Origin of the sequence: Spirosoma panaciterrae DSM 21099 (assembly GCF_000374025.1) — a bacterium.
Classification (GTDB): Bacteria; Bacteroidota; Bacteroidia; order Cytophagales; family Spirosomataceae; genus Spirosoma; species Spirosoma panaciterrae.
Genome location: NZ_KB893174.1, coordinates 135666 through 148503, shown reverse-complemented (window position 1 = coordinate 148503; position 12838 = coordinate 135666). Strand labels below are relative to the sequence as shown.

The 12838-nt window shown below is 49.5% G+C and carries 13 protein-coding genes; 5 read left to right on the top strand and 8 right to left on the bottom strand.

Features of this window, described 5'->3' with window-relative positions; translation table 11 throughout:
* Positions 1-30 precede the first annotated feature (30 nt).
* Positions 31-1068, bottom strand: coding sequence for a sialidase family protein (locus B153_RS0106270; protein ID WP_020595833.1), 1038 nt, complete (start codon positions 1066-1068; stop codon positions 31-33).
* A 202-nt stretch (positions 1069-1270) separates the two neighbouring features.
* Here B153_RS0106270 and B153_RS0106265 point away from each other — a divergent pair, with 202 nt between their 5' ends.
* Complete coding sequence (locus tag B153_RS0106265) at positions 1271-1939, top strand: dioxygenase family protein (RefSeq protein ID WP_157634588.1); 669 nt, start codon at positions 1271-1273, stop codon at positions 1937-1939.
* A 7-nt stretch (positions 1940-1946) separates the two neighbouring features.
* Here B153_RS0106265 and B153_RS0106260 read toward each other — a convergent pair whose 3' ends face one another.
* The 4 genes from B153_RS0106260 to B153_RS0106245 all read right to left on the bottom strand — a co-directional run bounded on the left by B153_RS0106260 (position 1947) and on the right by B153_RS0106245 (position 6196).
* The gene (locus tag B153_RS0106260) at positions 1947-2342 is read right to left on the bottom strand and encodes a VOC family protein (RefSeq protein WP_020595831.1); all 396 of its coding nucleotides are present in this window, start codon (positions 2340-2342) and stop codon (positions 1947-1949) included.
* Between the two features lie 325 nt (positions 2343-2667).
* Entirely contained in the window at positions 2668-3006 is a 339-nt protein-coding gene (locus tag B153_RS0106255) for a PadR family transcriptional regulator (RefSeq protein ID WP_020595830.1), read from the bottom strand.
* A gap of 185 nt (positions 3007-3191) precedes the next feature.
* A complete protein-coding gene (locus tag B153_RS0106250; RefSeq protein ID WP_020595829.1) occupies positions 3192-5846 on the bottom strand; it encodes an ABC transporter permease in 2655 nt (884 codons plus the stop codon).
* A gap of 11 nt (positions 5847-5857) precedes the next feature.
* Positions 5858-6196 carry a PadR family transcriptional regulator gene (locus B153_RS0106245; RefSeq protein WP_020595828.1) on the bottom strand — a complete coding sequence of 113 codons (339 nt, stop codon included), beginning with the start codon at positions 6194-6196 and terminating at the stop codon, positions 5858-5860.
* Positions 6197-6572: 376 nt separating this feature from the next.
* Between B153_RS0106245 and B153_RS0106240 the strand changes: the two genes are divergently transcribed.
* From B153_RS0106240 to B153_RS0106225, 4 genes are all read left to right on the top strand, one after another.
* Entirely contained in the window at positions 6573-7415 is an 843-nt protein-coding gene (locus tag B153_RS0106240) for an SDR family oxidoreductase (protein ID WP_020595827.1), read from the top strand.
* A 195-nt stretch (positions 7416-7610) separates the two neighbouring features.
* The gene (locus B153_RS34740; RefSeq protein WP_020595826.1) at positions 7611-8105 is read left to right on the top strand and encodes a hypothetical protein; all 495 of its coding nucleotides are present in this window, start codon (positions 7611-7613) and stop codon (positions 8103-8105) included.
* Positions 8106-8114: 9 nt separating this feature from the next.
* Positions 8115-8870, top strand: coding sequence for a VOC family protein (locus B153_RS0106230; RefSeq protein ID WP_020595825.1), 756 nt, complete (start codon positions 8115-8117; stop codon positions 8868-8870).
* A gap of 89 nt (positions 8871-8959) precedes the next feature.
* On the top strand, positions 8960-9889 hold the full coding sequence (locus B153_RS0106225; RefSeq protein WP_020595824.1) for a hypothetical protein: 930 nt from the start codon (positions 8960-8962) through the stop codon (positions 9887-9889).
* Here B153_RS0106225 and rhaM read toward each other — a convergent pair.
* The 3 genes from rhaM to B153_RS0106210 are packed head-to-tail and all read right to left on the bottom strand — an operon-like array spanning position 9886 to position 12818.
* Entirely contained in the window at positions 9886-10200 is a 315-nt protein-coding gene (gene rhaM, locus B153_RS0106220) for an L-rhamnose mutarotase (protein WP_020595823.1), read from the bottom strand. The two genes, B153_RS0106225 and rhaM, sit on opposite strands and share 4 nt — an antisense overlap.
* A gap of 18 nt (positions 10201-10218) precedes the next feature.
* Positions 10219-11406 carry a glycoside hydrolase family 88/105 protein gene (locus B153_RS0106215; RefSeq protein WP_040760920.1) on the bottom strand — a complete coding sequence of 396 codons (1188 nt, stop codon included), beginning with the start codon at positions 11404-11406 and terminating at the stop codon, positions 10219-10221.
* Between the two features lie 17 nt (positions 11407-11423).
* The gene (locus B153_RS0106210; protein WP_020595821.1) at positions 11424-12818 is read right to left on the bottom strand and encodes an FGGY-family carbohydrate kinase; all 1395 of its coding nucleotides are present in this window, start codon (positions 12816-12818) and stop codon (positions 11424-11426) included.
* Positions 12819-12838: the final 20 nt, after the last annotated feature.

Here is a 12838-nt window from a genome sequence, read left to right as displayed (position 1 = left end):
GAACCATCCCCAGTCTATAAAAGCCGTGTTCTATATTTTTCCAGGATCGACGACCACGTGCCGTACGCGCTGACGCTTCCAGGTATAGGTAATATGTACGAGGCCATCAGCCGTTTGAATAACAGCGGGGTACGAATATTCGCCGGGTTCGTTTTCGAGTACAGCCAGTGTTTTCCAGGTCTTCCCATCATTCGATATAGCCACGTCGAGCGGGGTACGTGGACCACTTTTACCATTTACCGGCGAGGTCGGATTGTAGACCAGCACCTGTCGTCCATCTTTTAAGGTCACAGCATCAGTTCCTGAGTTAGGGTTGGGCAGTGAGGTCTTTTGCAAAGCCGACCAGGTTTTTCCCCCATCTTTCGACCAGGCTTCCTGAATAAAACCAAGCTTCTGACTCCGACATAGAATTTGCAACTCACCGTTTTTGTGAAACAGAACACTGGGTTGAATAGCGCCATTCGTTACACCATCGTTGATGGGAGCCGTTTTTTCCCAGGTTTTGCCCCAATCGCGGGTTAGCTCGAAATGGACCCGCCAGTTATGATCTTCTGAACTGGTTGGGCATAGCAACACCCCCGACGGCAATAGAACCGGCTTGTTTTTAATGGGCCCCAGAATGCCATCTGGCAGCCGTTCCGCTTCTGACCAGGTGTTCCCATTGTCTTTCGACCGCTTTAACATCCCCCACCAGGTAGACGGGCTAGGGCCGACTTTATAAAACAGGAGTAGCTCACCGTTGGGTATCTGGAACAAAACCGGATTCCAGCAGGGCAGTCGTTTGCCGTCGGGCTGTACACCTGTTGCTACTTCAACGGGGGTTGTCCAGCCTGTTTTGGAATGGTGGCTCACCCAGATACCGACGTCGGGATGACGCTCGTATGTACCCCCAAACCAGGAAGCGATGAGGCCAGCGGGTGTTTCGGCAATGGTTGAGGCATGGCATTCCGGAGTCGGAGCCTTTTCATAAATAAACTCACGCTGCCGTATGGCGGTGTTACTGGACTGAGCAAATAGGCCGATATGAATCAAGCAGGCAATACAAAACGATAGAGATGCGATTTTCATGAATGGATTCTACTGTGTAAGTATATTTTACCACAAAGGGCTTTTTACGCTTTCAATATAGCTAACCGGGACGTTTAAAGAGAACTTTTTCAAACCCTTCTATATAATTACCTCTAATTCGTGTGAGCGTACTATTGAGCATCAACCAATTTCGTCTACTTCGATAAAATCACCAACGTTTCTTTCTACAACTATGATCGGCATGGTTAAACGCCAAACAAATCCTACTTACCATAAGCCCCCTTACCTCCTGATTACGTACGGCCTATTGTGGCTGTTTACCTTGCCTGCATCGGGACAGGACAAAAAAGTAGGCGGTCCGTGTGAAGGCTGCGAAGCGATTTATGAAAGCCCTGTTCCATTCGATAAACTGGAAATGCTGGCCAAACTGCCCGTTGCTACCTGGAATAGCAAAAAGCCACTAAACATCAGCGGCATCGTGTACAAAGCCGATGGGATAACCCCAGCGCCGGGCGTCATCCTGTACGTCTACCATACCGACGAAACGGGTCGTTACCGAGCCAGATCGGGGGCTAAAGGCTGGGAAAAACGACACGGCTCCCTGCGTGGCTGGATGCGAACGAACGAAAAAGGTGAATATAAATTTGTTACGCTCCGACCAGCCCCCTACCCTGGCCATTCCGATCCGGCCCACATTCATATTACCCTTAAAGAGCCAGGTCTCAATGAATACTATATCGACGAATTCCTGTTTGACGATGACCCGATTCTCACGGCTGATAAACGGGCAAAGCTGGAAAACCGGGGAGGTAGCGGCATTCTGAAACTTATCGATGTCGGGAACACATACAAAGCCGTACGGCCCATCTACCTCGGAAAGAACATACCTAATTATCCCACCACTCCCTAAGGTTCAGTTACGATTGCCGCTCGCCAAAACAGTAGCATAGGCCATCAGGAGCCACCACAAAAAAGACTTTCCAGTTGGTTGTACCGTATGTTTGAAAATCAAACCCTGACAATTCTTTTGTTAATCCATTGACTTTCATCTCCTCGAACGCCATTTCTACATCATTGACTTCGAAGGAACAACCATCCTGTGCGGGATCGCCACCATTTTCGGACAGGCCAATCTGAATACCATCACGGACCATGATCGCCGACGGATAGGGCGTATCGCTCCGGGATACGATCTGAAATCCCATATAGGTTTCGTAAAACGGCAGAGCGATTTCAAGCTCCGCAACGGGCAGGTTCATTTTATCCTGCTGGTAAGGCCAGGCATTTTTGAGTATTGCTTTTATCTGTTCCATTGACGGTAATCAGGTATACATTCGGGATATTGTCATCAACCTATTGATCGTTCTCTGGTACAATGATTCAAACCCAACAACGTAACCTTTTTACGTTCTTTGACGCCTATATAATTTTTTATCCTGAGGGACTGTCTAAAATTCTAATAAAAGCCTAAATGAAGATTTGTGTCATTCCGACCGGGACGCGTAGTCGGAGGAGGAATGACACAAAAAGCGACAAACTAAATTTTAGACAGTCTCTGAGCTTTTGTAAATAAAGAAAAGTGGAGAGTCGGGTCAACTTGTAGCGACCAATTAGCAAATAGATAACCTGACGACTTATTTATAAACTACTCAATCGAAGTGTGCCAGGGGGCAGCATTTGCCAAAGCTCCTGACGAAGCTGTTGAATCTCCTGAAGTGCGCGGCTACCCAATGCCGTAACCCGGAATAACCGCTTGCGTCGGCCGCCCCGCTCAGCAGTCGCCCCACCCAGATCGGACGACACAAAGCCTTTTTCTTCCAGACGAATAAGCGTGTTATGAACGGTTCCGAAAGTGACGATTCGGCCCGTATGCTCTTCCAGCGCCTGACTGACAGTAACCCCGTATCCATCACCGTCCAATATAGCCACCATCAACAGAACGATCTCTTCAAATTCCCCTAAATAGGTTCGGCGCATAAACCCGATGGATTAGTCTACATTTTATCGTACAAATCTATTGCCAATAAATCAAAGAGGCTATTTCTGGATAGAAATAGCCTCTTTGATAAAACATGCGTTAAATGGTTGTCCATTACCGGACAACCGATGTCCCTCATCGGACGTGTAAACCGGATGGCAGTTTCTCGTTTGTCGGATGGGTTTTACTCCGCCCGTAAGCTTTTTACAGGATTCGACAAGGCCGCCCGAATGGACTGGAAGCTGACCGTAAAAAAGGCGATCAGTATAGCCAGCAGAGCCGCCAGCGCAAACATCCAGGCACTGATTTCGATGCGATAGGGATAGTTTTCAAGCCATTTATCGATGGCGTAATAGGCTGCCGGAAAAGCGAAGACAAACGAAAAACCCACCAGCCGTAGAAAATCGGATGACAACAGTTGAACAATACTGCTTACCGATGCGCCAAGCACCTTGCGGATACCGATCTCTTTAGTACGTCGTTCGGCCGATAGAGTTGCCAACCCTAAGAGGCCAATGCAGGAAATAAAAATGGTCAGGATAGCCCCAAACAGCATGATCTGCTTCCATTTAGCTTCCGATTCGTATTTTTTCAGGTTGTCCTGATCCAGAAAGCTGTACGAATAGGGACTGATCGGAAACAGTTTTTTAAATGTCTGCTCGATGGCCCGAAGGCTCTCGGTTTCGGTATGCGGTTTTATTTTGACGAACACTTTCCCGAAGTCATTTTTCGGTTTCATGGTGAACAACTGAGGCCGGATTTTTTGGTTTAAAGCGACAAAGTGGTAGTCTTTTACCACCCCAATCACTTTGTATCGCTCCGGGGTTTCGTACGCAAAGAAATTCACCTCCTGCCCGATCGGATTTTTCCAGCCTGCTTCTTTCACAAAACTTTCATTTACCAGTACCGACTGCGTTGAATCGCTGGGAAAATCGGGGGAGAAGTTACGCCCCGTCAAGACCGGAATCTTAAACAGGGGCAGGTATGTCTCATCCACGGTTTCGTAAGCAAAGGAGAGTTGCTTTTCACCATTAACTTTAGCCACCGTTCCCCAGAAACCCTGATTCTTAGGCGCTACGTCGACGATGGATGGGAACTTCATCAGTTCGCTTTTGAGCAGACGGGCTTCATTACGTTTCAGGGACGATTTATTTACAGAGACCAGATTACTGTCGTCATACCCGAGGCTTTTCGTTGTCAGATAGTTGAATTGCGAATTGATGGTTAGCGTAGCCACGATAAGGAAGGATGCGAGGGAAAACTGCAGGACAATCAAACCCCGTTGCAGATAATTCCGGCCCGTAAACCGGAACCGGCTGTACAAACTCTGAACCGGGCTAAATCCAGATAAGATAACCGCCGGATAAAACCCTGCCAGCAAACCAGTCATGAGAAACAGGCCAACGTAGCCAGCCATTAATTTTATATCGAGCAGATACATGAATGACAGAGCTTTGTTGGCAAGCTGATTGAATGTCGGCAAAACGAGCAGGAGAAGCAGAATAGCCAGTCCAAACGCTACGAAGCAGAGTAGAAACGATTCGCCCAGGAACTGGACTACCAGTTGGCTACGGCCTCCGCCCACTACTTTTCGAACCCCAATTTCTTTGGCGCGTTTCAGCGAACGGGCAATGGTCAGATTGACAAAATTGATGCAGGCAATCAACAGCACGAACAGCGCAATACCCGACAGAATGTACGAAAACGCGGGACTGCTTTCATCGACCAGACCATTATTGACCGGCAGGTCCGTACTGAGGTGCATCTCTGTAAGCGGTTGGAGCGAATAGATTGTTTTGCTCTTTATCCCAAACTTTTTAGCCATTTCTACAATCGTATTTTTGGCATCCGTCTGATATATCCGATTTATGGTAGCCTCAACCGCCTTACTGTCCGCATCGGGTCGTAGCAATACAAACGTATTCAGAAAGAAACTAAACCAGTTGTCGCTTTGGGCAAAGTCTTCCTTTGAGATCGTTATTGGCAGTAGGATGTCGAATTTTATGGATGAATTCTGGGGGCATTTCTTCGCCACCCCAGATACGGTATACGGCTCAAATTGCTCATTCGTCTTGATGAACATGATCTTACCCAACGCTTCCCGGGTTCCAAATTGTTTTTCGGCCATATCCTCCGAAACAACTACCGACTTCGGATGCGTCAACGCGGTTTTTGGATCACCGCTCAGCAACGGAAAACTAAATAATTGAAAGAATTCGGGGTCGGTCGAAAATGTCTCCTGACTCTTTACCTCGTTTCCCTGCTTTATATCATGCTGGTTTGATTGAAAGCGAACAAACGACAGAATTTCGGGTGTGCCCGCCGTAAACTTAGGTCCCTGAAAAATCCCCGTATTCGTATTATAGCCTGGCTTCTGGTCGCCGGGGGTAATATCGCGGCTGGTAATGCGGTACAGGTTCGGATTGTTAGCGTGAAAGCGGTCGTAGCTGACTTCGTCCTTGGTATAAAGAATGATCAGCATGGCAGCAGCCAGGCCGATGCTCAAGCCTACCACGTTGATGATGGAATAGGCTTTGTTGTGGGCCAATGTGCGCAGGGCTATGGTTAGATAATTGCGTAACATACTCAGATTTAGTAAAGAGGGTGACGGGTATACCGATGAGTTAGGTTCCGATGGAGCGGGTTTAAAAAAGAATGGACTCAGGTAATGCAGCACGGCCCAGCTATATTCATGTCGGGCGCGGGTTACCCCTACCTGAGCCATGCGTTTGTAAAATACTTCATGCAAATCGCCCTGAACATCTTCGAGCAGGTACGGTGACAGAAAACGCTCCAGTAGCCAGTCGGCCCAGCGAGGTGGTCGGGATTTGGGGGGCATAGACACGTTCGTTAAATACCGATCAGTTGAAATTTTCCAGGTGGTATGGCTCGCCATAGACGGCTGCGGACTTCCTGCACGTCGTTTAAGGCACGAACTCCTATGGCTGTCAGGGTAAAGAATCGTTTTCGTCGACCTCCTCGCTCGGCAGTAGCTCCCCCCATTGTGGACGATAGAAACCCTTTCTCTTCCAGCCGATATAGGGTGGCATGTACAGCACTCAGGGTGATCGAACGGCCGGTTTGCTGCTGAAGGTCCTCCCAGATTGTAACCCCGTAGGCTTCGGCTGGGCAGGCAGCTACCACCAGCAGGACAATTTCTTCGAACTCTCCTAAAAAGGCTCTTCGCATGGTGCTACGTTGGTTAAGACCATTAGTTGTAATTTTGCAAAACAAATCTCCTGCCAAAGGCAAAAAACACCCTCTGTAGCTTACAAGGGCCTTTTCTGGCAAAAGCCACTGTCCGAAAACGTACAGTATCTGTCCGCAACCGTCCGTTTTCCATACGCAATCAGCCCGGATGTATGCCGGTTCCGACAAAGACACTTTGTCGTCCTTATCCTTCATTTCAACACCTACTTTTTCCGGTTGACCTGACCGGGCATAGGCTAAAGGGAGCACATCACGCAATTTTGTTCAGTCGTTCAGCTAGCAAGTTCTACTTCATGAACAACAACCTTGCTTCGGCATCTCCTCTTTTTTAACCACAAACAACAACTAGTGAATCATGAAAATTTTAGTCATTGGCGGCACCGGAACGATTGGCCGTCTGGTCGTAGCCGAATTACTCCAACAACCTGTATCGATCCGGGTACTGATTTCATCTCCCGAACAAGCTGCTCTATTCCCAAACGGTGTTGAAACGGTTGTAGGCCATCTGGAGCAGCCAGCCACCTTGCCGAAAGCGTTCAACGATATCGATACGGTAGCTTTACTAAATCAGCGTTGTCCAACCGAAGGTGCACAGGGGCAGTACGCGATTGCCGCAGCCAAACGAGCGGGCGTTCGTAAAATGGTCTATCTAAGCCAGTATAACGCTCGCCAGATGCCCCACATGAAAACCCGGGTCACTGTCGAAAACGTGCTGATGCAAACCGGCATGGCCTTCGTCATGATCTGCCCTACACTGATTTACCAGCATGATCTGGCCATTGGTACACAAATCGCTTCATACACCCTTCCAACCCAGTTTATCAACGATAATGGGATCAATCGGGTCGATGCCCGCGATGTAGCGGATGCAACGCTGAAAGCCCTTCTTACCGATGATTTCAACGGCCAGTCGATTCCGGTAGTTGGCCTTCAAACGAATGAGGTCCCCCAACTCAACCATTCGCTAAGCGCACCGTTCACAACGCCTACCCGTACGTCCATTGCTGACCAATCGCCTGCCACCTGGCTGATTGATGACTGGCGCAAAACGTACCTGTTCATGCTGCAGGAGGGGCAGAATGTATCATCTGAAGCTGTCACCCTCTGTACTGACGTATTGGGCCGTACCCCTCGAAGCTACGCTGATTTTTTGGCCGACTATGCACCGGCTTTCCAGCACTCACTCGAACTTGTATAGCCGTTTGTCAGCGAATCGATGTGTCCTTCTATACGCTTGACGGGCCTTTCGCATCAGTTCATACGCGTCTTTTCCCGATTGACAAACAGGATGGTAGGACAGCCCCTGATTGAACGACAACTTTGCCAGGTCAATCAGACAAAATGAACAACAATCCATTAAAGACCTCTTTTTCAACCAAAAACAACAACTACAATGAAAGCGTTTAACACCTTCTTCCTGGCCGCTGTTGCCACATTTATGCTGACAGCCGCATCGTACAAACTTCCTTCTAACAGCAAAAGTCTGGCCTTCACTGGCAAGAACTTAAGTATGACCGCGTTTCAGGTAAGCCCTGCTATTGATCTGGATGGTGATGGCAAAGTAGATACTGATCTGATGGCATTTCTACGCCCCTGCGACAAAGACAACACCCTGACTTTCGAAGAAAATGGTAAACTAACTGGCAATACAGGTGCCCTTTCGTGCTCATCAGACGAATCGCTGCCTATAGTGAGCAGACCCAGCCACTGGACCTACAACGAGAAAACAGCCACCATCCGCATCGTAAGCGACAAAGATGCCCACCTGGTATCGGAATGGAAAGTACTCGAAGCATCGGCTGCCGGGGTAAAGATCGAGAAAACAGCTACCGAGCACAATCAAACATCAACAACAACGGTGACCTTAAAGTCGGTTGTTAATCAGTAGAACGGCCTCATGAAAATCATAGCCCTTGAACTCTACACGACCGATCTGCCGGGAACGCGAACCTTTTACACCCGGCAGCTCGGCTTACCGATCGTTGGTGAATCGGTCGACACCCTGACGGTTCAGGCGGGTTGGACCCGCCTGACTTTCAGGGCCGTCGATGAGCCGGTAGCACCGTATCATTTTGCCATCAACGTGCCCGTGGGTATGCTGGAAGTCTGCCTGCACAGCTATCCGCTGAACTATCTGACCACCAACGGACAGGAAACAATCGAATTGCCAACCTGGCGTGCCCGGGCCAGTTTTTTTTACGACAACAACGGCAATCTGGTCAAATTTATCAGCCGAAACGACCTGACATTGTTTAACCCGAATCTGACGGTCGATGATCTGTTTCAGGGAATCAGTGAGGTAGGCATTGCCACAGAATGCACCCCGACAACCACCCGGCAGCTTATGCAACGCTTCGGCCTGCCCACGTTTCGGCGCTTTGCGCCATCGGCCGAGTTAGCCATTCTGGGAAATGATGCCGGCTTGCTTACGGTTGCTCAGGTAGGTCATCCATGGCCCTTTACCAAAACCCCGGCCGCCATGAACCACTGTCAGGTAACCTTCGAATCCGAGCCGGGTCAACCCTCGCAAACCTTGTATTGCTACGGAGTCAATCAGCTACCTGTTTCATTGGGAAATCCGCTATTTGTCGGTACGGAATATATCCGTTCAAAGGCCAGATCCATCAACTCATTGCCTGCTTTTGTGGGTTGATGGATGTTCGCTTTTCGTAATGCAACTGCTACTCAGACTTTTACACTGCAAAAAAATACCTGCTCACCTTTCTCTTTTTCTTACCGCTCATGAAAACCACGAAACGCATCACCCTTCTTCTTCTATTCAGCGTGTGCTACTGGCTCGTTGCTGCCCGGGTAAGCGATGTTATGACCGAACTTAGCATCGATACGGGTAAACTACGGCAGGATGTGCTGCTCAACCTGAAAGAGCCACAATGGTTCTTTTTTAACGCCACCAGCTCAATGCGACAAATGGCCCGCCGAATCCCAGAGTCGTCGCGAACAACGACCGTTCGGGCACTGGGCCACGTAGTTCGGACTTATGTGGAGTCCTCGAATTTTAAAGATGCCTGGCTACAGGATTTGCGAACGTATTATCCGTACGACGAAGCGTATACTGACGAACGTATGGCCCAAAAGAAACAGGACAACGACGCCAATCGCTCCGCCATGAAAAACCAGTTAGCCACACTCGATCAGGCGTTTGCCGGCATGGATCCCGCTATGATCCAGATGGCTGTACGGAGTCAGTTAGTGCAGGAAGAACAGGAATTGGCAGCTCTGTCGGGCAGCGAACGAAGCAGCAAAACGCAATTTATCGCTGAACTGAAAAAGGTTCTGAACTTACCCCCTGCCGACTGCAAAAAACAGTATCTGGCGCTGCTGAAACGGCAGGCTCTGTCGAACATCGACCAGTCGACGACCACGCCCGAAGTCGATAAAAATCAACTGGCACAACAACGTCGGCAAAAAGCCGAATTCGACGCCCATACTGATTTCCGGCCCTTGCTGAAAAAACGATTGCAGGATTTTATTACCCTGACCGAAACCGTCGACTTCAATGCCCGACTGATTCCGATGGGTCGGAAGCAGGAATTTGCTAACCCTGTTTACCAGCGAAAGCCTGCGGAGTGGAAATTCCTGTATCGACTTGGTAAGGGGCCCGTACTGGAAGCCCGCACGTTTGCCCAGCAGTGGTTGGCCGATCTGCGCTAATCCATATGAAACACCCGCTCCAGCCGAACAGCTAGCGGGGAATTATCGGGATTCGTGTCCATCAGATCCGCCATATAGGCCCACCAGCGTTTCATAACAGGCAATTCGGGCAGGGCATCGGCGGTGTGATTCGGTAGCCGCTTCTGAACGCCAAACAAGGTGCCACTGGCCCGATCCAGAAATATCGAGTAATCCCGAATGCCTGCATGGGTCAATGCCTGCGACAATTCGGGCCATATCTCGTCGTGGCGACGCTGGTACTCGGCCTCTACCCCAGGCTTCAACTTCATTGTAAACGCAATTTCTTCCATATTCCATTAGTCCTCGGCTCAGTTTTTTCGGTAAGCCGAGGACTCGTTTAGTTTATATAACTCTGTTCCCGCCAGCAGCAAGCAGCCCAGCCCGTAATCCTCAAAATCAGGTTTGCTATCGTAGGTAACAGGCTGGCCGTCTTTAGGCTCTTTCCCCGTTCCCTGCACATACCCTAAAAAGCCACTTGGATGGACCGATTCAGTCGCCATCGCATTCCAGGCTTTGGCAATAACCGGGAGATAGGTCTTCCGATCGAGCAAGCCGTGGTTGATGCCCCAGGCCATGCCGTACACAAACAAAGCGGTTCCGGTAAGTTCTTTACCTCCGTAGTTCGTCGGGTCATGCAGGCTGACATTCCAGTAGCCATCCGGACGCTGTAAAGGCACCAGGGCCTGCATCATTTCCAGATACGTTTTCTGATATTCATCGCGGTGTGGGGCATCTTTGGGCATGATGTCGAGTACTCGCACCAGAGCCGCTACAACCCAACCATTGCCCCTCGACCAGTAGCAGTTCTGTCCATTGGGCTCTTTGTAGGGTGGCACAAAGTCCTTATCCCGCCACCACAGATGGTCGGCGGGATTGTAAAGGCCAATACCGCCATGCTTCGTTTTCGAATAGGTATAGATCTGGTACATCTTCTCAAAATAAGCAGTAGCCGCATCACTCCCCTTCTTCTCCAGGGTTCCCAACTGAGCAAATACGGGCATGGCCATCTGCAGGGCATCGATCCAGTTCCAGTCATCGACTTTATCACTCGCTACCATCGCATCGATAGACGCCTTTATATCACGGATCCGCTCGGGTTGCAGATGGCCGGCCTCCCGGTCGATCCAATAGAGGTCGATATACGTTTGTCCACAGCACTGATCGTCGGCGTTCCGGGTTTTATTCCCGCTACGAAGTCCCCAATTATGCTTTACGCCCCACTCAACCGCATAATCGTAATACGCCTTCTGTTTATCGATCCCATACAACGCCATCAGCCCTTCGTAATAAACAGCCCGTGTCCAGATGTTGCTGGGTCGGGTCTTATTGGTCACGATTTCTTTTCCCGGATCGGGCCAGGTTTTCATAAAGTACGCATTGACCAGGGTCATTTTAGCCAGAATTTCCTTTCTGCCTGGAAGTTTCTGCGCCTGAACAACCAGAGCAGTTACGACAAACAAGAGGGTAAACCCGTACCTTATCGGTCGGCATTTCATAAGTTCAAATTTTGGGGTTAATGAGTAACGGTCTGGGCTGTGTATTTTTTAAGTTCAACACAATCGCCGGGCAGCGGGTAGGTATTCCAATGCGGATGTATAGCCAGGGCCGCCCCAAGAGCCGACGCCTGCGCTACCGATGCAGCATAGACTTCGATGGACGGAAAAGCTATAGCCAGCAAATTCATATAAATGGGGTTTTTGCCAAATCCTCCATCCACAAAAATCCGTTTCACAGGCGAGCCCGCCAGCACCAGGTTGGTTGAAATCAACTGCTGCGATACAATATCAAGAATAAGCTGGTGATACGCTTCGTCGTAACTGACAAAATCAGCCAGTTTACGCTGGCCAAACAACGAACCTTTCATCGACAGGAGTTGATCGCCCTTCGCATCATTCCCGGTGGTTACCTGACTCAGTGTATGCCGTAAGCGATCAATCGTATCCGGGTTATAGCCTACCTTTTTGTATTGATCGACAGGCATCTGAAAATGGTCCGCCAACCGTTTTGCCTGCTGCTCATGCTCATATCCGGCAAACAGCCGGGACGATTTTACCGGCTGGCCTTTGTAGTGCATGTAGTTCAGGCAATCGTATTGTAATTCTTCAGGAGTTAGCGGACGATTATTGAATGGATTCATACTGACGCACCACGTCCCGGTCGATATGAGCACAAACGGTTCCTGAAATGACGCCAGATACGGAATCAACGCCGATGAACTATCGTGCAACCCCACCCCTACCTGCACCGTACGTTGTCCAATAGCTATGCTACGAACCGAATCTGAAGGAACAATAGGTGCCAGATGGCCATCAAGCTTTTCGTCAAGCACCCACTTATGGTATTGCTGCCGATCAAAATCCCACAACATGGTATGACACCCGATGCTGGTCAGGTCTGAAACCAGCCAGTTATTTATCAGGGAGCTTACATACTGCGGTAAATGCAAAGCAAAAGCCAGTTTGGCGAACGGCTCGGGTTGTTCATATTTAAAGCGATACAGTTGAAGACCCGAGTTCAGGCTTCCCAGCGAAGGCGACGCGGTCTGGCGCGTCAATTCTGTTTCGCCCCCGTAGGTCGTAAAAAACTGATGGAGTAAGACAGCGGGGTAGGCTTTCAGGTAGTTATAAAGCGGGGCAATGGCCTGACCAGTTTGATCGACATACACCAGGCTGGCCCCGTACGTGGAAAAATTGACGGCTTTTACTGAAAAGTCTGGCAAAGTCATCACGTCAGCCAGCGACGCCGTTACCCAGTTCCGAAGAAGTTCTAGGTCTTCGCCCATATCCCCGTCTTCGTCAGGCACCTCGGCAAACTGCTCCGACTTCTCCCAAACGATACGGTACTGTTCGTCAAACAGAAACAGCTTCTTATTGGTCTTTCCGATGTCAAAAATTGCAACAACGTCCATAGTGAAAGAGTGAAAGAGTG

Excerpts from the sequence above, each read along its gene's own strand:
- B153_RS0106240 (WP_020595827.1), top strand. The coding sequence starts at position 6,573 with ATGAAAATTTTAGTCATTGGCGGCACCGGAACGATTGGCCGTCTGGTC.
- rhaM (WP_020595823.1), bottom strand. The coding sequence starts at position 10,200 with ATGGAAGAAATTGCGTTTACAATGAAGTTGAAGCCTGGGGTAGAGGCC.
- B153_RS0106210 (WP_020595821.1), bottom strand. The coding sequence starts at position 12,818 with ATGGACGTTGTTGCAATTTTTGACATCGGAAAGACCAATAAGAAGCTG.
- B153_RS0106260 (WP_020595831.1), bottom strand. The coding sequence starts at position 2,342 with ATGGAACAGATAAAAGCAATACTCAAAAATGCCTGGCCTTACCAGCAG.
- B153_RS0106265 (WP_157634588.1), top strand. The coding sequence starts at position 1,271 with ATGGTTAAACGCCAAACAAATCCTACTTACCATAAGCCCCCTTACCTC.
- B153_RS0106225 (WP_020595824.1), top strand. The coding sequence starts at position 8,960 with ATGAAAACCACGAAACGCATCACCCTTCTTCTTCTATTCAGCGTGTGC.
- B153_RS0106250 (WP_020595829.1), bottom strand. The coding sequence starts at position 5,846 with ATGCCCCCCAAATCCCGACCACCTCGCTGGGCCGACTGGCTACTGGAG.
- B153_RS0106255 (WP_020595830.1), bottom strand. The coding sequence starts at position 3,006 with ATGCGCCGAACCTATTTAGGGGAATTTGAAGAGATCGTTCTGTTGATG.
- B153_RS0106245 (WP_020595828.1), bottom strand. The coding sequence starts at position 6,196 with ATGCGAAGAGCCTTTTTAGGAGAGTTCGAAGAAATTGTCCTGCTGGTG.
- B153_RS0106270 (WP_020595833.1), bottom strand. The coding sequence starts at position 1,068 with ATGAAAATCGCATCTCTATCGTTTTGTATTGCCTGCTTGATTCATATC.
- B153_RS0106230 (WP_020595825.1), top strand. The coding sequence starts at position 8,115 with ATGAAAATCATAGCCCTTGAACTCTACACGACCGATCTGCCGGGAACG.
- B153_RS34740 (WP_020595826.1), top strand. The coding sequence starts at position 7,611 with ATGAAAGCGTTTAACACCTTCTTCCTGGCCGCTGTTGCCACATTTATG.
- B153_RS0106215 (WP_040760920.1), bottom strand. The coding sequence starts at position 11,406 with ATGAAATGCCGACCGATAAGGTACGGGTTTACCCTCTTGTTTGTCGTA.